The sequence below is a fragment of the Pectobacterium sp. F1-1 genome, assembly GCF_025643735.1.
GTDB lineage: Bacteria > Pseudomonadota > Gammaproteobacteria > Enterobacterales > Enterobacteriaceae > Pectobacterium > Pectobacterium colocasium.
In genome coordinates this window covers 4,739,066-4,764,507 of sequence record NZ_CP104733.1, presented here as the reverse complement: position 1 = coordinate 4,764,507, position 25,442 = coordinate 4,739,066, and the positions used below count along the sequence as shown (strand labels likewise).

The following is a 25,442-nucleotide window of genomic DNA, read 5'->3' as shown; positions in this document are numbered from 1 at the left end:
AATAGCCGGATAACCGGCTATTTAAGGGATAAGTTTACCTTAAATCAGGCGCTGCGGCGCAGCAGACCCTGTTTTTTAAGCCAGATCAGCAGAATGGAGATTGCCGCAGGCGTAATACCGGAAATCCGTGAAGCCTGACCGATAGACGACGGTTTGTGATCGTTCAGTTTAGCGATCACCTCGTTGGACAAGCCGTTAACCTGCTTGTAATCCAGATCGGCAGGCAGCAACGTATTTTCATTACGCAACTGTTTCTCGATTTCATCCTGTTGACGAGCAATATACCCTTCGTATTTGACCTGAATTTCAACCTGTTCAGCAGCCTGCTCGTCGGTTAATCCTGGAGCAAACAGCGGTAGCGCAGTCAGTTGAACGTAATCCACTTCCGGGCGACGCAGCAGCTCTTCACCGTTTGCTTCGCGGGACAACGGCGTTTTCAGCAACGAGTTAACTTGCTCTAACTGCTCAGACTGTGGGTGAACGTGAATATCACGCAGGCGCTGGCGCTCTTTTTCAATACTCTCAAGTTTCTCGTTGAAACGCGCCCAGCGATGATCGTCAACCATCCCCAACTCGCGACCGATTTCAGTCAAACGCAGATCGGCGTTATCTTCGCGCAGCATCAAACGATACTCGGCACGCGACGTAAACATACGGTAGGGTTCTTTGGTTCCCAACGTACAGAGATCGTCAACCAGTACGCCAAGATAGGCCTGATCGCGACGCGGTGACCAGCCTTCTTTATCGGCAGCCAACCGAGCGGCATTCAGCCCGGCCAGCATGCCCTGTGCAGCGGCTTCTTCGTACCCTGTTGTGCCGTTGATTTGTCCGGCGAAGAACAGGCCATGAATAAATTTGTTTTCCAGCGTCGGCTTCAGATCGCGAGGGTCAAAGAAGTCGTACTCAATCGCATAGCCAGGGCGGACAATGCGTGCATTTTCCATTCCTGCCATTGAACGAACAATCTGCCACTGAACGTCAAACGGCAAACTGGTTGAAATCCCGTTAGGATAAATTTCGTTGCTGGTCAGGCCTTCTGGCTCAAGAAAGATCTGATGAGTGTTTCGATCGGCAAAACGCATGACTTTGTCTTCGATCGATGGGCAATAACGCGGGCCGATCCCTTCGATGATCCCGGCATACATCGGGCTACGATCCAGATTATTACGGATCACATCATGGGTTTTCTCGTTGGTATGCGTGATGTAGCACGGCATTTGTGCCGGATGCTGGCTCGCATTCCCCAGGAATGAGAAAACGGGCATTGGATTGTCGCCGTGCTGTTGAGCCAACACGCTGAAATCGATCGTTCTGGCGTCAATACGCGGCGGAGTACCGGTTTTCAGGCGGTTAACGCGTAACGGTAGCTCACGCAGGCGACGTGCCAGTGGAATAGAAGGTGGATCGCCTGCACGCCCGCCGCTGTAGTTGTCCAGCCCGATGTGAATCTTGCCGTCAAGGAAAGTGCCAACCGTTAATACGACGGCTTTTGCACGAAATTTTAGCCCCATCTGGGTTACTGCGCCCACGACACGATCGTTTTCCACAATCAGATCGTCAACAGCCTGCTGGAAGATCATCAGGTTTGGTTGATTCTCCAGCGCGGTGCGAACAGCCTGGCGATAGAGCACACGATCCGCTTGTGCGCGAGTGGCTCTGACCGCTGGGCCTTTACTGCTGTTTAGTATCCTAAACTGTATACCGGCCTGGTCGACAGCGCGTGCCATCAACCCTCCCATGGCATCGATCTCTTTAACCAGATGGCCTTTGCCAATACCGCCAATCGCCGGGTTACAAGACATTTGCCCCAGCGTATCAATATTGTGTGTAAGTAAAAGCGTCTGTTGGCCCATTCGGGCAGAAGCCATCGCAGCTTCTGTTCCGGCATGACCGCCACCGATCACGATGACGTCAAAGGGATCTGGATAAAACATGGTACTGCTCCTCGCATTATTGCGAATGATGAGTGGAGAACGATCGTTATTTGCCCTGGGGTGGGGGATTCTACTCAACTTTGAGCCAACGACCAAGTCCGTTGGATCCTCGTTAATTAAAGAAAGATCTTTTTATTTAAAGATCTCTTTATTAGATCTCTTATTAGGATCGTCTGGTTGTGTGGATAAGTGATTATTCACATTAAAGATCAAGAGAATGGCATTGATCCTTACCTGTGAATGATCGGTGATCCTCGCCAGTATAAGCTGGGATCTTAATGTGGGTTTATACACAGGACAAAAAACGCACTCGGGTTGTTATTGGGATAACTACGGCTTTTACACCAGAATTAAGTATAGTTATCCACATTCAACTGACGAATATTTAATCTTATTTGAGTAAATTAACCCACGATCCTAGCCATTCTTCAGCCGGATCTTCAGGAATCTGATGCTGGGTGATGTCGATCTCAAGGATTTCACCGATCCGTTTCGCCCCTAACTGGGTTAGTACACGATCCGCTGTTTGGATCGCGCCACAGAACGTGTCGTATTCTCTGCTACCGATCCCTATCGCACCGAAGCTCACTTGAGAAAGATCGGGCTTCTGCTGTTCTAACTGATCAAACAGCGCTTTCAGGTTATCAGGAAATTCCCCTGCGCCGTGGGTGGAGGTCACCACCAGCCACACACCACTTTCAGGCAGTGCATCAAGCTCAGGACCGTGCAGAAGTTCAGTGGAAAAATCATCCTTCTCCAGCAGTTCAGCCAAATGCTCTGCGACGTATTCGGCGCTGCCAAGGGTACTGCCACTGATCAAGGTAATGTCTGCCATAGCGATCCCATCCGATAAAAGACGGGACATTGTACGCTGTGATCTGGCTGGGATCTACCTGTGGATAATATGGGTATAGGAAAAAAGCATTATGGCGCGATCGTCCGCATGATGGGGTTTTGCAGAGAGATTAGCGTTTCCGTGGACTGAATTTCATCAATAGTTTGGATCTTGTTGATAAGTACATGTTGCAATGCTTCTATCGAGCGACACATGACCTTAATAAAGATGCTGTAATGCCCGGTGGTGTAATAGGCCTCGACCACTTCTTCCAGATTGTTCAGCTTCTCCAGCGCCGAGGGATAATCTTTGGCGCTTTTCAGAATGATGCCGATAAAGCAGCACACGTCATAGCCAAGCTGTTTCGGGTTTACGTCCAGACGTGTGCCGACAATGATGCCCGCCTGTTTCATTTTCTCTACCCGAACGTGGATGGTGCCCGGACTGACAGAAAACTGTTTTGCCAGTTCGGCATAGGGGGTGCGCGCATTTTCCATTAAGGCGGAAAGAATGCCGCGATCGAGATTATCGATCTGATAAATTTCTGCCACTTTGAGCCTCCTATTTTAGCGAATAATGATTTTATACCGCTATAAAATGACGGATTAAAAGCACAAGAGCAATTTATCCATAAGATTATTGAATGGCTAGCGGTTTTTATTGCTTAATGAATAACTAAATACGATGAATAAGAGACGCGGCAATGAAAAAGCAGTACATCGAAAAACAGCAGCAAATCAGCTTCGTTAAATCTTTCTTCTCCAGCCAACTGGAGCAACTTCTGGGATTGATTGAAGTTCAGGCACCGATTCTTAGCCGTATCGGTGATGGTACGCAGGATAACTTGTCCGGTACGGAAAAAGCGGTGCAGGTTAAGGTGAAAGCCCTGCCGGATGCCACCTTTGAAGTGGTGCACTCACTGGCTAAATGGAAACGTAAAACGCTGGGCGCGTATGATTTTAGCAGCGGTGAAGGCATTTATACCCATATGAAGGCGCTGCGCCCGGACGAAGATCGTCTGAGCCCGATCCACTCGGTTTATGTCGATCAGTGGGACTGGGAGCGCGTGATGGGAGACGGCGAGCGTCATGCAGAGTACCTGAAATCGACGGTGACGCGTATTTATCAGGGTATCAAGGCGACAGAGGCTGCGGTTCATCAGGCGTTTGGCATTCAGCCTTTCCTGCCAGAACAGATTCATTTTGTGCATACCGAAACGTTGCTGAAGCGCTACCCCGATCTGGATGCCAAAGGGCGTGAGCGAGCGATTGCGAAAGAACTGGGCGCTGTCTTCTTGATAGGGATTGGCGGCAAGCTGTCCAGCGGGCAATCTCACGATGTGCGTGCGCCGGATTATGATGACTGGACAACGCCTGGCGAGCAGGAACTGGCGGGTCTGAACGGCGATATTGTCGTATGGAACCCGGTTCTGAACGATGCGTTTGAGATTTCATCCATGGGCATTCGTGTGGATGCAGAGGCACTCACTCGCCAGCTGGCGCTGACGCAGGATGAAGAACGACTGAAGCTGGAATGGCATCAGGCGTTGCTGCGCGGTGAGATGCCGCAAACGATCGGCGGGGGAATCGGTCAGTCTCGCCTGGTCATGCTGCTGCTGCAATTGTCGCACATTGGTCAGGTTCAGTGCGGCGTCTGGCCACAGCCGCTGCATGAGTCAGTTTCCGGCCTGCTTTAATGCGTTTTTCCGTGTTGCCAGCGGCGCATTAAGCGGCTTTTTAACCCGGTATCAAAGCGCCAGATATGGTCAAAGATGCGCATGATGCCGGGTTTGCCGTGATCGGACATCGCTACAGCATGGAAACGATGCTGTAGCTGCTTCTGGCGGCTTTTCACCTTATCGACCACCTCATCCGGCAATCGTTGGGCAATAAAATCTGAAATCACCACCGCATCGGCATCATGCCAAAGTGCTTCATCCATCTTATCCAACAACGCTGATAGACAGGCGCTCATATCCGTACCACCACGGAAGGACTGGCTGAGAAAACGTATCGCCTGCTCTAATCCATCCGCAGACGTGAGTTCGTATTTCACCACGCCGGTAGAAAACAGCATGATGTAACAACGGCGGTTATCGGCGAGCGCGATGCGCATCAGCGCAAGGCAGAAGGCTTTGGCACAGCGTTCATTAAAGCCGCCCATCGAGCCTGATGTATCGACGCAGACGATAAACGGGCCACGCGGCTGCTGCTCGTTTTGCTGATGGACAACGGGGCGCTCGGTGATTTTCTCGCGCCAGCTCTCCCCTTGTAAGCGATAGGTCAGCAGCCGATGCTCTAGCAGGCGACGATAGAATTCATATTCCAATTCGCTAATGCCCAATGTGGCCAGCTCTGTCGGCATCAAACGCAAAATGTCATCGCTCTGATGCACGCCGCTCACCTGCTCAGGCACGGTGGCGGGTTCCCGCTCTCTGACCCGGAAGGCTTCTTGTGGTGCCTCTTGCGTGAGGATGGATTTGGTTTCTCGGCTGCGGCCTAAGCGTTCCGCCAGTTTTTGTAATGCAGGCTGGCGTTGCAGGAAAGCGCCGAAATCCAGTAACGGACGGGGATCGGCGTGAATACGCTGCGCGGCGCTGAGATCCCAGAGCCGTCCGGCCGCATTTTCGTTTTCGGCCAGAATAGGTTCGAGTTTGCCGCTGAGGGTCAGGCGTTGTTGCAGTTCATCCAGCAGGATTTCCCGCTCCTGATCCATCAATTGCTGATGCAGTGAAACAGTTTGCAGAGTGAGGCTTAGCCGCCAGCGCTGAAGAAAGAGTGCGTGAAGCCCGCTCGTAACCTTCTGCCCTAAGGTTCGCTCTGGAGAAGCCATGAGCAGTGAGGCCTGTGTCAGAAAGGGGGATTCCACGTTGTTCAGCGTATCCATAATCGCAGGCAGGCGTGCCTGAAAAGTCTGATTGTCGATCGATTGTGAACGCTGGTAGCAGCTAAATTCTTTTTCCAGCTCCGGCGGTACCTGTGTGGCACGCAGGCGCTGTTTTAAGGTTTCTTTCCAGTGAGGCAGGTCGTTGAGTAACGCGTACTTCAGGCTGGGATACTTTTCAAAGAAGAAAGCGAGCTGAGGCGTTGCCAGCAGTGTGACGATAAGATCGTCCAGCAGCTCGTTTTCATCGATAGACAGCAGCATTTCCAGTGATTCCAGCGTGATCATCGGGCGTTAGTCCTGTTGCTCTGATTGCTGGATCTGCTCAGCGACCTGTTGCAGGCTGGCTTCTATTTTGGCCAACCACTCACTGGGGACAAACAGGCAAGGCTGATGCTGGCTGAATAAGCGGCGCTGTTCGCGCAACTGCATACTTAGTTTTTCATATTCATCGGTAATTTCGGCTGGAAGTGCACTGTTTCGCTTTTCCGGTAGAGAAAGAATGGAGGTTTGCAGACTGATGTCGCGAATGGTTAAATGCTGACGATCGTTCACCGCCAGATCGAGACGTTGAGTAAAGCCAATACCGTTGAGCTTACCTCGAATCTCTCCCCCTTTCTGTAGCCAACTTTGCAGCGCATTCTTTTCAATAATCACATGGCTGACTTCAATATCATGCAAGATCAGTGGGCGCTGTAATACCAGATCCAATGTGTCTGTGATGATGGTTTCAGGCAGCGTGTAGTGGATTTTCCGGCCGAGGAAGTGCCCCTGCTTCTCTACTGAAAATGCCTGTAATTCGCTTTGTTCTCGTTGGTATTGCTGGCGTTTGGTATTCACCTGCTGTAGGCGGAACAGCAGATTTCTCTGTTGGTAACCGTGTTCGGTGATCAACAGCTCAAGCTGACGCTCAATGAGCGCCAGGGTGCTTTGGTCATGCCAGAGACAGTCTTTCAGTAGAATGATATCAACTGGCGTAATGGCATCCCGACCGCAGAAAAATGCGCTGGCCTGAAGCAGACGCAGGGCTTTTTTCCAGCGCCGATCGGAAATGTAAGGCGCCTGTTCTAGCGTATCAAGCTGCTGGCGCAAGGTGTAAATCAACTCGAAACTGGCTTCAGGCAGCGCGATGTGCTCAATGTCTTTCTGCCACTGTTGGTACTCTTCATCGCTGACACTGAGAGCCGGTAGTACAGGGTTATCGCGTTCGCTGCTGTTGTTCACGAGGAGTGCACGGAAATTCTGTTTTTCCTGAACACGATCGAGCCACAGGCGGATGAGCATGCGGTCGTACAGCGCTTCCAGACCGCCATCCGCTTCTGGTAACTCATTCGAGGCTGCGACCAGCAAGCGCATCGGGATCGTGTCTTCGCTGTTGCCGTTACGGAAACGTCGCTCGTTAATGGCCGTCAGCAGGGTATTCAAAATGGCGGGGCCCGCTTTCCAGATCTCATCCAGAAACACGATTTCAGCTTCCGGCAGATAGCCAGCGGTCAGGCGCTGATAGCGCCCTTCGTCTTTTAACGCCTGAATGGAAAGGGGACCGAATACCTCTTCCGGGGTGGAAAAGCGAGTCATCAGGTACTCGAACGCGTTCGCATGACGAAAAGCGAATTTAAGACGCCGAGCGATCATACTTTTGGCTATACCTGGCGGCCCCAGCAGGAAAACACTTTCCCCGCTTAGTGCGGCCAGCAGACAGAGACGAATGGTGTGCTGTCTTTCGTAGAGTCCGTGTTCTAGCGCATGACTGAGACGAGAAATTCTTTCAGCCAATGCCGCAGTTTGACGCATAATTAATCCGTTAGTCCATGTGTGATGTACTGAAATCGTTTATCTTTAAATCTCACTGCATGACTAAAAGCGGAACTTCATAAAGCCCCTACTTTTATAAAGACAATAATATTAAACGGCAGATCACAGTTTTTTATTAGAATACTTTTACGAATTATTCAACCTAATGGCGACAGTAATCAATAAACCCGCTTTTACAGCGAGGCTTGAGCTGGCGATTCACATAATAAAAATGGGTTTTTACCCTGATTTGTGCATACTGTGCGCTCTTGGACGGGTTGCAGTGAACGATGCGCTTCGCGGACTGATTAATAACAGAAGATAGGTTTATGAGCTCAGAACATAAACGTTCGCTTCCAGCGGTCACGCTGGCGGCCATCGGGGTGGTTTATGGAGATATAGGAACCAGCCCTCTTTATACGTTAAGGGAATGTTTATCAGGGCAGTTTGGTTTTGGGGTCGAACCTGATTCGGTTTTTGGCTTCCTTTCACTGATCTTTTGGCTGTTGGTCCTTGTTGTTTCGCTGAAATACCTGACCTATGTGATGCGTGCGGACAACGCAGGCGAAGGTGGGATTCTTACCTTAATGTCGCTAGCCGGACGCAATACCTCCGATCGTATGACGTCCGTGCTGGTTATCATGGGGTTGATTGGCGGCAGCTTCTTCTATGGGGAAGTGGTCATCACGCCAGCCATCTCGGTCATGTCGGCGATGGAAGGGCTGGAAATTGCCGCGCCGTCGATGGACAGCTATATCGTTCCGCTCTCGATTGTCGTCCTGACGTTACTGTTTATCATTCAAAAACACGGTACGGGTAGCGTCGGCAAGCTGTTTGCACCCGTGATGCTGATTTGGTTTTTAACGCTTGGCGTGCTGGGTGCGCGCAGCGTGGTCGCCAACCCCGAAGTCTTGCAGGCGTTGAATCCGATGTACGCCGTGCGCTTCTTTGCCGAATATAAAGCGGTGTCGTTCTTCGCGCTGGGGGCGGTAGTGCTGGCGATTACCGGGGTCGAGGCGCTGTATGCCGATATGGGCCACTTCGGTAAATTCCCGATTCGTCTGGCCTGGTTTACGGTGGTGTTGCCGTCGCTGGTGTTAAATTACTTCGGGCAGGGTGCGTTGCTGTTAAAAGACCCTGAAGCCATCAAGAACCCGTTTTTCCTGTTGGCGCCAGATTGGGCGCTGATTCCACTGATGATATTGGCCACGCTGGCGACAATTATTGCCTCGCAGGCGGTGATTTCCGGCGTGTTCTCCCTGACGCGTCAAGCGGTGCGGCTGGGCTATTTACCGCCGATGCGTATCGTACACACGTCAGATATGGAATCCGGTCAGATTTATATTCCTGCCATTAACTGGATGCTGTATATCGCCGTCGTCATCGTGATTGTCAGCTTTGAGCATTCGAGCAATCTGGCGGCGGCTTACGGGATTGCGGTAACGGGCACGATGGTGATTACCAGCATTCTGTTCTGTACGGTGGCGGTGAAGAATTGGCTCTGGAATCGCTACCTGGCGTGGGTGTTGCTGGCGGGTTTACTGGTTATCGACGTGCCGATGTTTTTGGCCAACGTGGTCAAGATCCTCTCCGGCGGCTGGCTGCCGCTGGCGCTGGGTATGGTGATGTTTATTATCATGACGACGTGGAAAAGCGAGCGTTTCAGGCTGCTGCGTCGGCTGCATGAGCATGGTAACTCGCTGGATGCCATGATTGCGTCACTGGAGAAAACGCCGCCGACGCGTGTGCCAGGGACCGCCGTGTATTTCTCGCGTGCGACTCGCGTGATTCCATTCGCACTGCTGCATAACCTTAAGCACAATAAAATCCTGCACGAGCGCGTGGTGCTGTTGACCATGAGAACGGAGGATGCGCCCTATGTGCTGAACGCACGTCGAGTGACGGTTGAACAGCTTTCGCCGACGTTCTGGCGCGTGATTGCCAACTATGGCTGGCGTGAGACGCCGGATGTGGAAGAGGTCTTTCAGCGCTGCTGGCAGGATGGGTTAACCTGCCAAATGATGGAAACCTCTTTCTTTATGTCCAATGAATCGCTGATTATCGGTGAGCGCCCGTGGTATCTGCGCTTGCGCGGCAAGCTATTCATGATGCTCAGCCGCAATGCATTACGAGCGGCGGATCAGTTTGAAATACCGCCGAACAGGCTGATTGAGCTGGGGATACAGGTCGAAATTTAAGTGTTCCCACTCATTTTCTATCAGTTAATACACTGACAGCGACTCGTTGTTTGTTATTAGGGAAACACGGGGATGAGGTTCCCGTAGGGATACCTCGCCCCGTGGTCGACCGTGTATCTCGATCTTACCTCTACGTAACGTCTTAGAACCTTTACCAATTCACTGACACGATCAGCCCGCCTCCGGGCTGATTGGTGAACGTGACCCGCATGTGGTGCAATTTAGCGATGTTGTTGACGATGGAAATCCCCAGACCGCTACCGGATTTCTCTTGCCCCGGCGGACGATAAAAACGTTCGCCAATTCTTGCCAGCGCCTCCTCGCTAATGCCCGGTCCGTTATCGGCAACCTGAAAGCCGCGCGCTGTCAGCGTCAGGCTTACCGTTCCCCTTTCATGGCTGTAGCGAATAGCGTTATCCAGCAGATTGCGTACCAGCAGAGTTAGTAGCAGCGGGTGGCCCTGTCGGATAACCGGGGTGTCCGGTAAATCCAGCGTCAGTTCGATACCTGCGGTTTGCGCTGTGTGGTAGTGGGCGATCACCGCCTGTTGCAGTAGTTCATTGAACTGGACGGGCTGCATCCCTTCGGGGGAGGCGTCGGCATCCAGTCGAGACAGCGTCAGGAGTTGATCCACCAGCCGGGTGGCCCGTTCGATCCCTTTGTCCAGATTGATCAGGGCATGGCGGCGCATGGCTTCATCGTCATGCGCCAATTGCGCGACTTCGGTTTGGACTTTCAGCGCCGCCAGCGGGCTACGCAATTCGTGAGCGGCATCGGAGGTAAAACGACGTTCTCGAACCAGCATGTCGCTGATACGGGAAAACAGGTGGTTCAGCGCGTTAACCAGCGGGCGAACTTCTTGTGGAATGTGCTGCGTTGCCAGAGGTGTACTGTCGTCGGGGGAACGTTGCTGAAGCTCGGCGGTTATACGTTTTAGCGGTGAGAGTTCACGTGTGACCAGCCAGAATAGTAGTGCCAGCATGATCGGAAGGGCGAATAACCAGGGCATCAGGTTGGTTTTTACAATATCCAGCGTCATGTCCTGACGGTATTCCCATTCCTGCCCAACCGCGATCGCATAGCGATTATCCGCTGTTGTTAGCCAGACGATGCGCCATGCGTCACTGTCATCGCGCAATTTGCCGTCGGTAAAGCCGTTTCGCTGGTAATCAAAAATGAAATCTTTGCCGTTCTCACCATCATTCAACACCATCTTCCCGTCGCGAGTAAAAATGGCGAAGGCTAGGGCATCGTCGTCCTGCTTGCCTCGATCCTTATGTACCAGACTTTTGGTTTTGGGCAGAGAAGTCGACTGAATTCGCAATTCATCGGGGTTCATGGTGGCAAGACGTTTGGCAAACAGCATTTGCTGGGTATCAAATAGCTCATTGATGTTATGACGCGTTTGATACCACGAAAGCAGACTGGCAACGCCCCAGCAAATCAGCGTCAGCAGCGTAAAACCCGCAATCAGGCGTAAACGCAGGCTGAGTCGGTTCATGGCGCATCTCCCAGAATGTAGCCAACGCCATGCACGGTACGGATAAACCCGCCACCTAACTTTTTGCGCAGGTGGTGGATATGCACTTCTACCGCATTGCTGGAGACATCATCGTCCCACCCATAGAGTTTTTCTTCCAACTGCGCGCGTGTGAGTACGCGGTTTGGATTGAGCAAAAACAGTTCCAGTAACGCCAGTTCGCGAGATTTTAGTATCAGCGGTTCGTTGTTAAGGGTGACGCTCCGCGATCCCGGCTCAAGGGAAACCGCACCGTGCGTTAATGTCGGTTGAAGTTGGCCGTGACGACGGCGAATCAGCGCCTGAAGGCGAGCGGCCACTTCTGTCAGCGCAAAGGGCTTACATAAATAATCATCGGCACCCTGCTGTAGCCCTTCTACACGCTGTTCCAGCGCATCCCGAGCGGTCAGAATCAGCACCGGTTCGTCATGCCCAGCCTGACGCCACTGGCGCAGGATATCCATTCCGTCCATACCCGGCAGGCTGAGATCGAGCACAATCGCATCATAGGGCGCAGCCTTCAAGGCCGCGGCACCCGCTTTGCCTTCCGTAAACCAGTCAATATTAAAACCCAGTTTGATTAAGCCTGCTTTCAGGCCGTCGCCAATCAGGCGATCGTCTTCGATTAACAATATTCTCATGGCTGCCTCACAGGAAATGTGCTGCTGTCGCGTTTGCGCCTTTTCCGGTTTTATACGAAATCGGGAGGCGACATGTACAGGACAAATCGCTGAAATCGGGCGATTTCGGCAATATAAAAAAAATTAAAAATGCAGACGCTGATTCCTTAAGATTCTGTTAAGAACGGTTTGTTTTAATCCTTCCCGAAGACCAATTACTCCCGCAGGCTGACTGCGAAATCGTTGACTCGAAACGACAGACAAAATAAGGAAGGTAAATATGAAAAAAGCAGCTGCGTTACTTGCCATTACCGCTCTGGTTTCTGCACCGGTATTTGCCGCGCAAAGTGGCGGTGGGTTCGTCAACCCTGAAACGCCGGCGGTTGGCACGCATAAAGGGGGATTCATCGATTCGCAGGGTTCCCTTACGACGGTAGATAAGGCTAAAGATCTGCGTGACGACAGTTGGGTTACGCTGAGCGGCAATATTGAAAAACGAATCGGTGATGAGAACTACCTGTTCCGCGATTCGACAGGCACGATGGAGGTTGAGATCGATCACAAGCGCTGGAATGGCCAGATGATTTCACCCACTGATAAAGTGGAAATTCAGGGGGAACTGGATAAAGACTTCAATTCCGTCGAACTGGATGTGAAGCAGATTCGTAAACTCTAAATCGTTATCCTCAATTCCCTATTGGCGGGCTTTTGCCCGTCATTGCTCTATCTTCTATAACCGCCTCTTGTTCTCTTTATTTTTTTGTTAGCGAAACGTTTCGATAGCGATCACATTTTTTTTATCTCTCCGTTGCCTTTCTCTCTTCTTTTTCTAGAATGTTATTAGCGAAACGTTTCGCTGGTGGGGTGAAAAGATGAAAAAAGCAGCATTATTGAATTCAGATATTTCTTCCGTGATTGCTCGACTGGGCCATACCGATAGCCTTGTTATTGGTGATGCGGGTTTACCGATTCCTGAAACAACGACGCGTATCGATCTGGCGTTGACGCACAACGTGCCGACGTTTTTGCAGGTGGTGAGTGTGGTCACCAGTGAAATGCAGGTTGAGGCCGCTATTCTGGCGGAAGAGATAATTGAGAAGAACCCCGCAGTCCATGACGCATTACTCGATCAATTGAAGCAACTTGAACAACACCAGGGAAACTCAATTGCATTGCACTATGTCAGCCATGAAGAATTTAAAACCCAAAGCGGCAAAAGCCGGGCCATCATTCGCAGCGGAGAATGCTCTCCGTATGCCAATGTCATCCTTTGTGCTGGCGTAACGTTCTGAGGCATCCATGCAACCTTTACTGCAACTGCAAGGCATCACGAAATCTTTTCCCGGCGTTAAGGCGCTGTCCGGTGCGGCGCTTAACGTCTATCCGGGAAAAGTGATGGCGCTGGTGGGCGAGAACGGTGCGGGCAAATCCACCATGATGAAAGTCCTGACCGGGATCTACCGTAAAGATGCCGGTAGTATCCATTTTCTGGGGCAGGAGGTGGATTTCAACGGGCCGAAAGCGTCCCAGGAAGCAGGTATCGGTATCATCCATCAGGAACTTAACCTGATTCCCCAGCTCACGATTGCCGAGAATATCTTTCTTGGTCGCGAATTTACCAACCGCTTTGGCCGTCTCGACTGGAATAAGATGTATGCGGAAGCCGACAAGCTGCTGAAGCGCCTTAATCTGCGCTACGACAGCCGTCGTATGGTCGGAGAGTTATCGATTGGCGATCAGCAAATGGTGGAAATTGCCAAGGTGCTGAGCTTTGAATCGAAAGTCATCATCATGGATGAACCTACCGATGCTCTGACGGATACCGAAACCGCTTCGCTATTTAGTGTCATCAAAGAGTTGCAATCTCAGGGGTGCGGCATTGTCTATATTTCCCACCGTCTGAAAGAAATCTTTGAAATCTGCGATGACATTACCGTGTTCCGCGATGGCCAGTTTATCGGCGAGCGTCCGGTCAGTGACTTAGAGGAAGATACGCTGATTGAAATGATGGTGGGCCGCAAGCTGGAAGATCAGTACCCACGTTCGAGTAAAGAACCGGGAGAGGTTCGCCTTAAGGTACAAAACCTGTCTGGGCCGGGCGTTGATAGCGTCAGCTTTACGGTGCGGAAAGGTGAAATTCTGGGTGTTGCCGGGCTAATGGGCGCGGGTCGTACCGAGCTGATGAAGATTCTTTACGGTGCACTGCCGCGGACTGGCGGTAATGTGACGCTGGATGGCCGCGACGTGGTAACCCGAAAACCGCAGGATGGTTTGGCGAACGGCATCGTTTACATCTCGGAAGATCGTAAGCGTGATGGTCTGGTGTTGGGCATGTCGGTAAAAGAAAACATGTCCTTAACTGCACTGCGTTATTTCAGCCATGCGGGCGGTCGGTTGAAACACGCCGAAGAGCAATTGACGGTTGCCGACTTTATTCGCCTGTTCAACGTTAAAACGCCATCAATGGAGCAGCCTATTGGCCTGCTTTCCGGCGGTAATCAGCAGAAAGTGGCGATAGCCCGCGGCCTGATGACGCGTCCGAATGTCCTGATCCTCGATGAACCGACGCGTGGTGTCGATGTCGGGGCGAAGAAAGAAATTTATCAGTTAATCAATCAATTCAAAGAAGAAGGGCTGAGTATCATCTTGGTGTCATCCGAAATGCCCGAAGTCTTGGGAATGAGCGATCGCATCATTGTGATGCATGAAGGGCGCTTGAGCGGTGATTTCCCGATTGAGCAGGCAACCCAGGAAGTACTGATGGCTGCGGCCGTTGGTAAGCAATACGGCGCAAAGCAGGAGTAAGTCAGACATGAGTTCTCAACCTATCGCGGCAAAACGCTGGTTCAGCAAAGAGTGGTTATTGGAGCAGAAATCGCTGATCGCGCTCCTGATCCTTATTGCGATTGTTTCCGCCATGAGCCCTAACTTTTTCACCCTGAACAACCTGTTCAATATTCTTCAGCAGACGTCGGTGAACGCCATCATGGCCGTTGGCATGACGCTGGTGATTTTGACCTCAGGCATCGATTTGTCGGTGGGGTCACTGCTGGCGTTGACCGGTGCGGTCGCGGCTTCCATTGTCGGGCTTGAAGTCAATGCGCTGGTGGCCGTGTTTGGCGCGCTGGCGCTGGGGGCGCTGATTGGTGCGGGCACCGGTGTCATTGTTTCCAAAGGAAAAGTGCAGGCGTTTATCGCCACGCTGGTCATGATGCTGTTACTGCGCGGCGTGACGATGGTCTATACCAACGGTAGCCCGATTAATACCGGCTTTTCCGACGTGGCGGATGCATTTGGCTGGTTCGGCATCGGTCGTCCGCTGGGGATTCCGACACCCATCTGGATCATGGCTATCGTGTTCGCGGCGGCCTGGTACATGCTGCACCACACACGCCTTGGACGCTATATCTATGCGCTGGGCGGCAATGAATCTGCTACCCGTTTGTCCGGCATCAGCGTTGATAAAATCAAGATTATTGTCTATTCCCTGTGTGGGCTGCTGTCTGCTCTGGCGGGAATTATCGAAGTCGCTCGTTTGTCCTCTGCACAGCCTACGGCAGGCACAGGGTATGAACTGGATGCTATTGCGGCTGTGGTATTGGGCGGTACCAGTCTGGCTGGAGGAAAAGGGCGTATCGTTGGCACGCTGATCGGCGCACTTATCCTTGGTTTCCTCAACAACGGACTGAATTTATTAGGTGTTTCTTCTTACTACCAAATGATCGTTAAAGCAGTCGTTATTTTGCTGGCGGTTCTGGTAGATAACAAAAGCAGTAAATAACCTTCATTCACACAGGAATTGAGTTATGAATATGAAAAAGCTGGCTACTCTGGTTTCCGCTGTTGCGCTGAGCGCGACTGTCAGTGCTAATGCCTTGGCCAAAGATACGGTTGCGCTGGTGGTTTCTACGCTGAATAACCCGTTCTTTGTTTCAATGAAAGAGGGTGCGCAGAAAGAAGCCGACAAACTGGGTTACGAGCTGATCGTGCTGGATTCTCAGAATAACCCCGCAAAAGAACTGGCTAACGTTCAGGATTTGACGGTACGTGGAACCAAAGTTCTGCTCATCAACCCAACTGATTCTGATGCGGTCGGTAATGCGATCAAAATGGCCAATCAGGCCAAGATCCCTGTTATTACGCTGGACCGCGTTGCCAGCAGTGGTGAAGTTGTAAGCCACGTCGCTTCTGATAACGCCTTCGGTGGTAAAGTTGCTGGTGACTTCATTGCCAAGAAACTGGGTGAAGGCGCTAAAGTGATTCAGTTGGAAGGGATCGCCGGAACGTCTGCCGCGCGCGAGCGTGGTGCAGGCTTCATGAAATCTGCTGAGAAAAATAAATTCGCGATGCTGGCCAGCCAACCGGCCGACTTCGATCGTACTAAAGGGCTTAACGTGATGCAGAACCTGCTGACCGCGCACCCTGACGTTCAGGCCGTATTTGCTCAGAATGATGAAATGGCGTTAGGTGCACTGCGTGCACTGCAAACCGCAGGCAAAACAGATGTGCTGGTTGTCGGCTTTGACGGCACTCAGGATGGCGTGAAGGCTGTTGAGTCAGGCAAGCTGGCTGCAACGGTTGCTCAGCGTCCTGATCAGATTGGTGTAATCGGTATCGAAACGGCTGCGAAAGTGCTGAAAGGCGAAAAAACGCAGGCCATCATTCCGGTTGACCTGAAGCTGGTAGCAAAATAATTAAAGAATAAAGCAGGGCTCGCGCCACCCGTTTGTGGTGGCGCATTATTAACGTAGCGGGATTCGACATAATGAAAACGGGTAAGCTGGTGGTGCTGGGCAGTATTAATGCTGACCATATTCTCAATCTTGAGCAATTCCCCCGTCCAGGCGAAACGGTGATCGGTGAGCAATATAGCGTTGCTTTCGGTGGGAAAGGTGCCAATCAGGCCGTTGCCGCTGGTCGAAGCGGCGCAGACATCGCTTTTATTGCCTGCGTCGGAGAAGATGATATCGGTACCCGTATTTGCCAGCAGCTATCCAAGGATAATATTGATGTTTCCGCCGTCGAGGCTATCTCCGGGGAAACAACCGGTGTTGCGCTGATTTTTGTTAACGCCGACGCTGAGAACATGATTGCGATTAACGCCGGTGCGAATGCTGCTGTGTCGCCTGATTACCTTCATCGTCATCAGCAACACATTATTGATGCTTCTGCGTTGCTTATGCAGCTTGAGTCGCCGTTGGAAACGGTTATTGCGGCCGCTAAACTCGCGCATGAACACCAAACAAAAGTGATTCTGAACCCCGCCCCTGCCCGTGAACTGCCCGATGAACTGTTATCGCTGGTCAATATGATCACGCCGAATGAAACCGAAGCACAGTTCCTGACGGGAATTACCGTTGAGACGGAAGACGATGCGGCTCGCGCAGCACAGGTTCTGCACGATAAAGGCATTGAAACGGTTCTCATCACGTTGGGTAGCCGTGGCGTATGGCTAAGTGAAAATGGCCAGGGGCAGCGCATTCCGGGGTATCGTGTAAAAGCCGTGGATACTATTGCCGCCGGGGATACATTTAATGGTGCGCTTGTTACCGCGTTGCTGGAAAATAAACCGATGTCCTCCGCAGTAAAATTTGCCCATGCGGCAGCTGCGATAGCCGTTACTCGCCGGGGTGCTCAGCCCTCTGTCCCGTGGCGTGAAGAGATCGACGCATTTTTGCAAACCCAGGGGTGATCTTTGGCCACCATGAAAGATGTCGCCCGTCTTGCGGGCGTTTCTACTTCTACCGTATCTCACGTCATTAATAACAATCGCTTTGTCAGCGATACCATTCGCGACAAAGTGATGAAGGCCGTTGAGGATCTCAACTATGCGCCGTCTGCGCTGGCCAGAAGTCTGAAAATAAACCAGACCCGCACCATCGGCATGTTGCTCACTGCCAGTAATAACCCGTTTTATGCCGAAGTGGTTCGTGGCGTAGAGCGCTGCTGTTATGAGCGAGGCTATAGCCTGATTCTGTGCAACACCGAAGGCGATCGCGACAGAATGAGCCATAGTCTCGAAACGCTGCTGCAAAAGCGGGTCGACGGCGTACTGTTGATGTGCACTGAAAGCCATCGCCCTTTGCCTGAAATGATGAGTCGCTATCCTTCTATACCTATGGTTATGATGGATTGGGCACCTTTTGAAGGCGTCATGGACGTTATTAAAGATAACTCTCTGCTCGGTGGGGAGATCGCGACCAATTATCTCATTTCTCGTGGCTATAAAAAGATAGCCTGCATTGCGGGTCCGAAAGATAAGACGACCGCCTATAACCGATTAGAAGGCTATCGGCAGGCGATGCAGCTCGCTGGGCTATTCATTCCCGCTGACTATGAAATTTTCGGCGATTTTGAGTTTGAAGCGGGCTACCGCGCTATGCAGCAGTTGTTAGCGCTGGAAGATAAACCTGAAGCGGTATTCACCAGTAACGATGCGATGGCCGTTGGCGTGTACCATGCGCTTTATCAGGCTGGGCTTTCTATTCCGCAAGACATGGCGGTTGTGGGTTACGATGACATTGAGCTGGCCCGCTATATGTCTCCACCTCTTACTACTGTTCACCAACCGAAGGATGAACTCGGCGAATTGGCGGTGGATACACTTTTGTATCGTCTGGAACATCCCAATACTGAACCTAATGCGCTGGTGTTGACGCCGGAATTAATGGTGCGTCAGTCTGTACGGTGAGATTTTCTCCCAATTAGCGGCGAAAAATCCGGCATAACGGCGTCTTTTAATGCGCTTTGCTGAAAAAATCCCCACTCGATAATTTTTTTGCATTTAGCGCTTGTCAGGCGGCGAGAAGTCCCTATAATGCGCCTCCACTGACACGGCAACAGCGCAAACGCAGTTGTGATGACAGAAAAAAGATTTCATAAAGCAGTCAGCAATGACTTGACTTTAAAGCGGATTAGCATAGTATATGCGACCCGCGCCACGAGAGATTGTGGCACTGCTCTTTAACAATTTAATCAGACAATCTGTGTGGGCACTCACAAGACCGTATCTTGACGATATAAAAAGTCTTGAAGAGTGAACAACAGTAAATTCATTACGAATAAACAGTTTTAATTCTTTGAGCATCGCTGACGAGTTCAGCAAATCAAACAAATCTTAAATTGAAGAGTTTGATCATGGCTCAGATTGAACGCTGGCGGCAGGCCTAACACATGCAAGTCGGGCGGTAGCACAGAGGAGCTTGCTCCTTGGGTGACGAGCGGCGGACGGGTGAGTAATGTCTGGGAAACTGCCTGATGGAGGGGGATAACTACTGGAAACGGTAGCTAATACCGCATAACGTCTTCGGACCAAAGCGGGGGACTTTCGGGCCTCGCGCCATCAGATGTGCCCAGATGGGATTAGCTGGTAGGTGAGGTAATGGCTCACCTAGGCGACGATCCCTAGCTGGTCTGAGAGGATGACCAGCCACACTGGAACTGAGACACGGTCCAGACTCCTACGGGAGGCAGCAGTGGGGAATATTGCACAATGGGCGCAAGCCTGATGCAGCCATGCCGCGTGTGTGAAGAAGGCCTTCGGGTTGTAAAGCACTTTCAGCGGGGAGGAAGGCGGTGAGATTAATACTCTCACCGATTGACGTTACCCGCAGAAGAAGCACCGGCTAACTCCGTGCCAGCAGCCGCGGTAATACGGAGGGTGCAAGCGTTAATCGGAATGACTGGGCGTAAAGCGCACGCAGGCGGTTTGTTAAGTCAGATGTGAAATCCCCGAGCTTAACTTGGGAACTGCATTTGAAACTGGCAAGCTAGAGTCTTGTAGAGGGGGGTAGAATTCCAGGTGTAGCGGTGAAATGCGTAGAGATCTGGAGGAATACCGGTGGCGAAGGCGGCCCCCTGGACAAAGACTGACGCTCAGGTGCGAAAGCGTGGGGAGCAAACAGGATTAGATACCCTGGTAGTCCACGCTGTAAACGATGTCGATTTGGAGGTTGTGCCCTTGAGGCGTGGCTTCCGGAGCTAACGCGTTAAATCGACCGCCTGGGGAGTACGGCCGCAAGGTTAAAACTCAAATGAATTGACGGGGGCCCGCACAAGCGGTGGAGCATGTGGTTTAATTCGATGCAACGCGAAGAACCTTACCTACTCTTGACATCCAGAGAACTTAGCAGAGATGCTTTGGTGCCTTCGGGAACTCTGAGACAGGTGCTGCATGGCTGTCGTCAGCTCGTGTTGTGAAATGTTGGGTTAAGTCCCGCAACGAGCGCAACCCTTATCCTTTGTTGCCAGCGGTTAGGCCGGGAACTCAAAGGAGACTGCCAGTGATAAACTGGAGGAAGGTGGGGATGACGTCAAGTCATCATGGCCCTTACGAGTAGGGCTACACACGTGCTACAATGGCGTATACAAAGAGAAGCGACCTCGCGAGAGCAAGCGGACCTCATAAAGTACGTCGTAGTCCGGATTGGAGTCTGCAACTCGACTCCATGAAGTCGGAATCGCTAGTAATCGTAGATCAGAATGCTACGGTGAATACGTTCCCGGGCCTTGTACACACCGCCCGTCACACCATGGGAGTGGGTTGCAAAAGAAGTAGGTAGCTTAACCTTCGGGAGGGCGCTTACCACTTTGTGATTCATGACTGGGGTGAAGTCGTAACAAGGTAACCGTAGGGGAACCTGCGGTTGGATCACCTCCTTACCAAGAAGATGTGCGTTGAGTGAAGTGCTCACACAGATTGTCTGATGAAAATAACGAGCAAAAGCGTCAACAAAGTACGGTGTCGTGTCCCCTTCGTCTAGAGGCCTAGGACACCGCCCTTTCACGGCGGTAACAGGGGTTCGAATCCCCTAGGGGACGCCAGCGCATCCGACCATTCCGGTGAAAGCGGGGGTCTTCAGTAAGTAATCTGCTTACCTCATATCTTAAAACTGATTAGCAATAGTCAGGGTTTAAGATATTGCTCTTTAACAATCTGGAACAAGCTGAAAATTGAAACATGACAGCTGAATATGCATGACTGCCTTCGGGTGAGTTGTGATGATTCTGTCTGTCAATGAGTCTCTCAAATAATCACAGCACGATAATGACTTTGATTTATCAAAGACACCTTCGGGTTGTGAGGTTAAGCGACTAAGCGTACACGGTGGATGCCTAGGCAGTCAGAGGCGATGAAGGGCGTGCTAATCTGCGATAAGCGTCGGTAAGCTGATATGAAGCGTTATACCCGACGATACCCGAATGGGGAAACCCAGTGTGTTTCGACACACTATCATTAACTGAATCCATAGGTTAATGAGGCGAACCGGGGGAACTGAAACATCTCAGTACCCCGAGGAAAAGAAATCAACCGAGATTCCCCCAGTAGCGGCGAGCGAACGGGGAAGAGCCCAGAACCTGAATCAGTTTGTGTGTTAGTGGAAGCGTCTGGAAAGTCGCACAGTAAAGGGTGATAGTCCCGTACACAAAAATGCACAGATTGTGAGTTCGATGAGTAGGGCGGGACACGTGACATCCTGTCTGAATATGGGGGGACCATCCTCCAAGGCTAAATACTCCTGACTGACCGATAGTGAACCAGTACCGTGAGGGAAAGGCGAAAAGAACCCCGGCGAGGGGAGTGAAACAGAACCTGAAACCGTGTACGTACAAGCAGTGGGAGCCTACTTGTTAGGTGACTGCGTACCTTTTGTATAATGGGTCAGCGACTTATATTCTGTAGCAAGGTTAACCGTTTAGGGGAGCCGCAGGGAAACCGAGTCTTAACTGGGCGTTAAGTTGCAGGGTATAGACCCGAAACCCGGTGATCTAGCCATGGGCAGGTTGAAGGTTGGGTAACACTAACTGGAGGACCGAACCGACTAATGTTGAAAAATTAGCGGATGACTTGTGGCTGGGGGTGAAAGGCCAATCAAACCGGGAGATAGCTGGTTCTCCCCGAAAGCTATTTAGGTAGCGCCTCGTGAATTCATCTTCGGGGGTAGAGCACTGTTTCGGCTAGGGGGTCATCCCGACTTACCAACCCGATGCAAACTGCGAATACCGAAGAATGTTATCACGGGAGACACACGGCGGGTGCTAACGTTCGTCGTGAAGAGGGAAACAACCCAGACCGCCAGCTAAGGTCCCAAAGTCATGGTTAAGTGGGAAACGATGTGGGAAGGCACAGACAGCCAGGATGTTGGCTTAGAAGCAGCCATCATTTAAAGAAAGCGTAATAGCTCACTGGTCGAGTCGGCCTGCGCGGAAGATGTAACGGGGCTAAACCATGCACCGAAGCTGCGGCAGCGACACTCAGGTGTTGTTGGGTAGGGGAGCGTTCTGTAAGCCTGCGAAGGTGGCCTGTGAGGGTTGCTGGAGGTATCAGAAGTGCGAATGCTGACATAAGTAACGATAATGCGGGTGAAAAACCCGCACGCCGGAAGACCAAGGGTTCCTGTCCAACGTTAATCGGGGCAGGGTGAGTCGACCCCTAAGGCGAGGCTGAAAAGCGTAGTCGATGGGAAACAGGTTAATATTCCTGTACTGGGTGTTACTGCGAAGGGGGGACGGAGAAAGCTAGGTTATCCGGGCGACGGTTGTCCCGGTTTAAGCGTGAAGGTGGGTGACTTTGGTAAATCCGGGTCATCGTTAACACTGAGGCGTGATGACGAGTCACTACGGTGATGAAGTAACTGATGCTACGCTTCCAGGAAAAGCCTCTAAGCTCCAGGTAACACCGAATCGTACCCCAAACCGACACAGGTGGTCAGGTAGAGAATACTCAGGCGCTTGAGAGAACTCGGGTGAAGGAACTAGGCAAAATGGTGCCGTAACTTCGGGAGAAGGCACGCTGGTGTAAGGTGAAGTCCCTCGCGGATGGAGCTGAGACCAGTCGAAGATACCAGCTGGCTGCAACTGTTTAATAAAAACACAGCACTGTGCAAACACGAAAGTGGACGTATACGGTGTGACGCCTGCCCGGTGCCGGAAGGTTAATTGATGGGGTTATCCGTAAGGAGAAGCTCTTGATCGAAGCCCCGGTAAACGGCGGCCGTAACTATAACGGTCCTAAGGTAGCGAAATTCCTTGTCGGGTAAGTTCCGACCTGCACGAATGGCGTAATGATGGCCAGGCTGTCTCCACCCGAGACTCAGTGAAATTGAACTCGCTGTGAAGATGCAGTGTACCCGCGGCAAGACGGAAAGACCCCGTGAACCTTTACTATAGCTTGACACTGAACCTTGAGCCTTGATGTGTAGGATAGGTGGGAGGCTTTGAAGTGTGGACGCCAGTCTGCATGGAGCCGACCTTGAAATACCACCCTTTAATGTTTGATGTTCTAACGTGGGCCCGTAAACCGGGTTGCGGACAGTGTCTGGTGGGTAGTTTGACTGGGGCGGTCTCCTCCCAAAGCGTAACGGAGGAGCACGAAGGTTAGCTAATCCTGGTCGGACATCAGGAGGTTAGTGCAAAGGCATAAGCTAGCTTGACTGCGAGAGTGACAGCTCGAGCAGGTGCGAAAGCAGGTCTTAGTGATCCGGTGGTTCTGAATGGAAGGGCCATCGCTCAACGGATAAAAGGTACTCCGGGGATAACAGGCTGATACCGCCCAAGAGTTCATATCGACGGCGGTGTTTGGCACCTCGATGTCGGCTCATCACATCCTGGGGCTGAAGTAGGTCCCAAGGGTATGGCTGTTCGCCATTTAAAGTGGTACGCGAGCTGGGTTTAGAACGTCGTGAGACAGTTCGGTCCCTATCTGCCGTGGGCGCTGGAAGATTGAGAGGGGTTGCTCCTAGTACGAGAGGACCGGAGTGAACGCACCACTGGTGTACGGGTTGTGATGCCAATTGCATTGCCCGGTAGCTAAGTGCGGAAGAGATAACCGCTGAAAGCATCTAAGCGGGAAACTTGCCTCGAGATGAGTCTTCCCTGGGTACTTGATACCCCTGAAGGGCCGTTGAAGACGACGACGTAGATAGGCTGGGTGTGTAAGCGTAGCGATACGTTGAGCTGACCAGTACTAATGACCCGAGAGGCTTAACCTTACAACACCGAAGGTGTTTTGTGAGGCGACTCATAAAAAACAATACTCAGCTTGTTCGAAGATTGGTTCTGATGGTTGTGCAGAGAGAAGCGAAAGCGACTGAAGTGCGACGGTTGGAATGAAACAGAATTTGCCTGGCGGCGATAGCGCGGTGGTCCCACCTGACCCCATGCCGAACTCAGAAGTGAAACGCCGTAGCGCCGATGGTAGTGTGGGGCTTCCCCATGTGAGAGTAGGGAACTGCCAGGCATCAAATAAAACAAGAAGCCCAGTCGAAAGACTGGGCTTCTTGCTGTCTGCGTTTTGGAGAAGACAACACCGTCAGGAAGACCCATCATGAATCTCTATACTGTGGTGAAAGATCGCCGCTATCAGCCGATTACTGAATGGCTTAGTGTAAACGGCGACCTACTCCGAACTACAGACGGTTATTTTTAAGGTTCATCGCGCTTTACCGGGGAACGCTGCTTTAATTTTCAGGAAGAAGTAGTCGTTATCCCGGTATCCATAAGCCATTCGCTTTAGTACCTTGATTTTGTTATTCATCCCCTCCAGCACACTCGTATTCAGACGATGTTCAGCACTGGCGATTATCCCGCTCACGTAGCCCTTGAGCTTATCTGCGAACTGCTGCAGCGCTTTTATATCGCTCTCCTGAGACTGCCTGTACCATTCATCCCAGCGATGCCGGGCCACCTCCTTATCCGGCGCATACCACAGCTCTTTCAGCGCAGTTTTCATCACGTACACGGTGTTCAGCGGCTGGTTGGCCTCCAGCAACTCTGCCAGCTTTACATCATGACCTGCTGGCAGATTTTCAGCGTTACGCAGCAACAGCCAGCGGCTGCGCTTGATAACCTTCCGGGCTTTCGCGTTGTCACGTAGCTGATTCGCCTGGTCAACCCGCACCCTGTCGATGACCTCGCGACCGAACTTCGCCACCACGTGGAACAAGTCATAGACCACTTCCGCCTGTGGGCATTGCTCCCTGACTTCAAGGTCCAGCGCCGTGTTCATGTCCATTGCGACAGACTCGATAGCCGCGCAGCCTTCCGGTCCCAGCCAGGTGAAGAACGGGCGGAAGGCCGCGCGGCTGCGACCTTCCCCGACCCACAGCACCTGCTGCGTATCAGCGTCCACGACCACAGTGGCATAGCGATGGCCTTTAAACAGGGCGAACTCATCCATTATCAGGCGGCGAAGTGTATGTCGCTCTGGCTCCTGCAATTCCCGACGCAAACGGCGGAGGTCGATATTCTTGATGGTGTGCCAGTGCAGGCCTGTCAGCTGTGCTACGTGCTTCACGGGGAGTAGACGGCTAAGAGACTCAACCCAGACGGATAATGTAGAGGTGTAACGCTGCCTCTCAGGCAACCAGGAGATACGTTCGGTGGCAACACCGCAGCAGGCGCAGCGAAGACGACGAACAGGAACCAGAAGGGTGACGCGCCAGTGCAGCAAATCCCGCTCACGAACCTGACGTACAGAGACATCATGAACGGCACAGTCTCTTCGGCCACACCGGCGGCACTGGGGTGCAAAACGGGGGTCTGGGCGAAGCGTAATAAGCAGCGCATCAGATGAGGAATGGGAAAAGGAGTCAACGGTAAAGCCTTCCCAGAAAAGGGAAGAGAGGTTAGCATTCATGGCAGACGGCGGTTGAGTGGTCG

The 25,442-nt window shown here is 51.9% G+C and carries 17 protein-coding genes, 1 tRNA gene and 3 rRNA genes; 13 read left to right on the top strand and 8 right to left on the bottom strand.

Annotation, left to right across the window (positions count from 1 at the left end):
* Window positions 1-44 precede the first annotated feature (44 nt).
* The 3 genes from mnmG to asnC form a co-directional block, all read right to left on the bottom strand.
* A complete protein-coding gene (gene mnmG / locus NAL19_RS21385) occupies window positions 45-1,934 on the bottom strand; it encodes a tRNA uridine-5-carboxymethylaminomethyl(34) synthesis enzyme MnmG (RefSeq protein WP_225086333.1) in 1,890 nt (629 codons plus the stop codon).
* 391 nt (window positions 1,935-2,325) lie between these two features.
* Complete coding sequence (mioC, locus tag NAL19_RS21380) at window positions 2,326-2,769, bottom strand: FMN-binding protein MioC (RefSeq protein ID WP_225086332.1); 444 nt, start codon at window positions 2,767-2,769, stop codon at window positions 2,326-2,328.
* A gap of 89 nt (window positions 2,770-2,858) precedes the next feature.
* The gene (gene asnC / locus NAL19_RS21375) at window positions 2,859-3,320 is read right to left on the bottom strand and encodes a transcriptional regulator AsnC (RefSeq protein ID WP_010300103.1); all 462 of its coding nucleotides are present in this window, start codon (window positions 3,318-3,320) and stop codon (window positions 2,859-2,861) included.
* Between the two features lie 152 nt (window positions 3,321-3,472).
* Between asnC and asnA the strand changes: the two genes are divergently transcribed.
* Complete coding sequence (gene asnA / locus NAL19_RS21370; protein ID WP_263058394.1) at window positions 3,473-4,465, top strand: aspartate--ammonia ligase; 993 nt, start codon at window positions 3,473-3,475, stop codon at window positions 4,463-4,465.
* On the opposite strand, the gene viaA is transcribed toward asnA, so the two are convergent.
* Together viaA and ravA are read right to left on the bottom strand one after the other, a co-directional pair.
* Complete coding sequence (gene viaA, locus NAL19_RS21365) at window positions 4,462-5,940, bottom strand: ATPase RavA stimulator ViaA (RefSeq protein ID WP_263058393.1); 1,479 nt, start codon at window positions 5,938-5,940, stop codon at window positions 4,462-4,464. The genes asnA and viaA overlap by 4 nt on opposite strands.
* Window positions 5,941-5,946: 6 nt before the next feature.
* The gene (gene ravA / locus NAL19_RS21360; RefSeq protein ID WP_263058392.1) at window positions 5,947-7,446 is read right to left on the bottom strand and encodes an ATPase RavA; all 1,500 of its coding nucleotides are present in this window, start codon (window positions 7,444-7,446) and stop codon (window positions 5,947-5,949) included.
* A 329-nt stretch (window positions 7,447-7,775) separates the two neighbouring features.
* Here ravA and kup point away from each other — a divergent pair, with 329 nt between their 5' ends.
* A complete protein-coding gene (kup, locus tag NAL19_RS21355; protein WP_263058391.1) occupies window positions 7,776-9,644 on the top strand; it encodes a low affinity potassium transporter Kup in 1,869 nt (622 codons plus the stop codon).
* 151 nt (window positions 9,645-9,795) lie between these two features.
* On the opposite strand, the gene qseC is transcribed toward kup, so the two are convergent.
* Both qseC and qseB read right to left on the bottom strand, forming a co-directional pair.
* Window positions 9,796-11,145 (bottom strand): quorum sensing histidine kinase QseC, encoded by a 1,350-nt coding sequence (gene qseC / locus NAL19_RS21350; RefSeq protein WP_263058390.1) that lies wholly within the window; start codon window positions 11,143-11,145, stop codon window positions 9,796-9,798.
* Entirely contained in the window at window positions 11,142-11,804 is a 663-nt protein-coding gene (gene qseB / locus NAL19_RS21345; RefSeq protein WP_263058389.1) for a quorum sensing response regulator transcription factor QseB, read from the bottom strand. Before qseB ends, qseC begins: the two co-directional genes overlap by 4 nt.
* A gap of 259 nt (window positions 11,805-12,063) precedes the next feature.
* Here qseB and NAL19_RS21340 point away from each other — a divergent pair, with 259 nt between their 5' ends.
* The 11 genes from NAL19_RS21340 to rrf all read left to right on the top strand — a co-directional run bounded on the left by NAL19_RS21340 (window position 12,064) and on the right by rrf (window position 24,021).
* The gene (locus NAL19_RS21340) at window positions 12,064-12,459 is read left to right on the top strand and encodes a YgiW/YdeI family stress tolerance OB fold protein (protein WP_225086325.1); all 396 of its coding nucleotides are present in this window, start codon (window positions 12,064-12,066) and stop codon (window positions 12,457-12,459) included.
* 196 nt (window positions 12,460-12,655) lie between these two features.
* Window positions 12,656-13,075, top strand: a complete 420-nt coding sequence (gene rbsD / locus NAL19_RS21335) for a D-ribose pyranase (RefSeq protein WP_039325667.1) — start codon at window positions 12,656-12,658, stop codon at window positions 13,073-13,075.
* A gap of 7 nt (window positions 13,076-13,082) precedes the next feature.
* Complete coding sequence (gene rbsA, locus NAL19_RS21330; RefSeq protein WP_263058388.1) at window positions 13,083-14,588, top strand: ribose ABC transporter ATP-binding protein RbsA; 1,506 nt, start codon at window positions 13,083-13,085, stop codon at window positions 14,586-14,588.
* Window positions 14,589-14,595: 7 nt separating this feature from the next.
* On the top strand, window positions 14,596-15,564 hold the full coding sequence (gene rbsC / locus NAL19_RS21325) for a ribose ABC transporter permease (protein WP_263058387.1): 969 nt from the start codon (window positions 14,596-14,598) through the stop codon (window positions 15,562-15,564).
* A 25-nt stretch (window positions 15,565-15,589) separates the two neighbouring features.
* Window positions 15,590-16,477 (top strand): ribose ABC transporter substrate-binding protein RbsB, encoded by an 888-nt coding sequence (gene rbsB / locus NAL19_RS21320; protein WP_005976509.1) that lies wholly within the window; start codon window positions 15,590-15,592, stop codon window positions 16,475-16,477.
* 71 nt (window positions 16,478-16,548) lie between these two features.
* Entirely contained in the window at window positions 16,549-17,475 is a 927-nt protein-coding gene (rbsK, locus tag NAL19_RS21315; RefSeq protein ID WP_039546223.1) for a ribokinase, read from the top strand.
* 3 nt (window positions 17,476-17,478) lie between these two features.
* A complete protein-coding gene (rbsR, locus tag NAL19_RS21310; RefSeq protein WP_225086321.1) occupies window positions 17,479-18,474 on the top strand; it encodes a ribose operon transcriptional repressor RbsR in 996 nt (331 codons plus the stop codon).
* Between the two features lie 428 nt (window positions 18,475-18,902).
* A 16S ribosomal RNA gene (locus tag NAL19_RS21305) occupies window positions 18,903-20,444 on the top strand.
* A gap of 86 nt (window positions 20,445-20,530) precedes the next feature.
* Window positions 20,531-20,606, top strand: a tRNA-Glu gene (locus NAL19_RS21300).
* Window positions 20,607-20,866: 260 nt separating this feature from the next.
* Window positions 20,867-23,773, top strand: a 23S ribosomal RNA gene (locus tag NAL19_RS21295).
* A 132-nt stretch (window positions 23,774-23,905) separates the two neighbouring features.
* Window positions 23,906-24,021: ribosomal RNA gene (gene rrf, locus NAL19_RS21290) — 5S ribosomal RNA — on the top strand.
* Together the 16S, 23S and 5S rRNA genes with 1 tRNA gene alongside form the textbook arrangement of a ribosomal RNA operon.
* A gap of 192 nt (window positions 24,022-24,213) precedes the next feature.
* Here rrf and NAL19_RS21285 read toward each other — a convergent pair.
* Entirely contained in the window at window positions 24,214-25,419 is a 1,206-nt protein-coding gene (locus tag NAL19_RS21285; protein WP_225086319.1) for an ISL3 family transposase, read from the bottom strand.
* Window positions 25,420-25,442: the final 23 nt, after the last annotated feature.

Coding starts and splice junctions, on each gene's coding strand:
- mnmG (WP_225086333.1), bottom strand. CDS start 1,934: ATGTTTTATCCAGATCCCTTTGACGTCATCGTGATCGGTGGCGGTCAT.
- mioC (WP_225086332.1), bottom strand. CDS start 2,769: ATGGCAGACATTACCTTGATCAGTGGCAGTACCCTTGGCAGCGCCGAA.
- asnA (WP_263058394.1), top strand. CDS start 3,473: ATGAAAAAGCAGTACATCGAAAAACAGCAGCAAATCAGCTTCGTTAAA.
- viaA (WP_263058393.1), bottom strand. CDS start 5,940: ATGATCACGCTGGAATCACTGGAAATGCTGCTGTCTATCGATGAAAAC.
- ravA (WP_263058392.1), bottom strand. CDS start 7,446: ATGCGTCAAACTGCGGCATTGGCTGAAAGAATTTCTCGTCTCAGTCAT.
- kup (WP_263058391.1), top strand. CDS start 7,776: ATGAGCTCAGAACATAAACGTTCGCTTCCAGCGGTCACGCTGGCGGCC.
- qseC (WP_263058390.1), bottom strand. CDS start 11,145: ATGAACCGACTCAGCCTGCGTTTACGCCTGATTGCGGGTTTTACGCTG.
- qseB (WP_263058389.1), bottom strand. CDS start 11,804: ATGAGAATATTGTTAATCGAAGACGATCGCCTGATTGGCGACGGCCTG.
- NAL19_RS21340 (WP_225086325.1), top strand. CDS start 12,064: ATGAAAAAAGCAGCTGCGTTACTTGCCATTACCGCTCTGGTTTCTGCA.
- rbsD (WP_039325667.1), top strand. CDS start 12,656: ATGAAAAAAGCAGCATTATTGAATTCAGATATTTCTTCCGTGATTGCT.
- rbsA (WP_263058388.1), top strand. CDS start 13,083: ATGCAACCTTTACTGCAACTGCAAGGCATCACGAAATCTTTTCCCGGC.
- rbsC (WP_263058387.1), top strand. CDS start 14,596: ATGAGTTCTCAACCTATCGCGGCAAAACGCTGGTTCAGCAAAGAGTGG.
- rbsB (WP_005976509.1), top strand. CDS start 15,590: ATGAATATGAAAAAGCTGGCTACTCTGGTTTCCGCTGTTGCGCTGAGC.
- rbsK (WP_039546223.1), top strand. CDS start 16,549: ATGAAAACGGGTAAGCTGGTGGTGCTGGGCAGTATTAATGCTGACCAT.
- NAL19_RS21285 (WP_225086319.1), bottom strand. CDS start 25,419: ATGAATGCTAACCTCTCTTCCCTTTTCTGGGAAGGCTTTACCGTTGAC.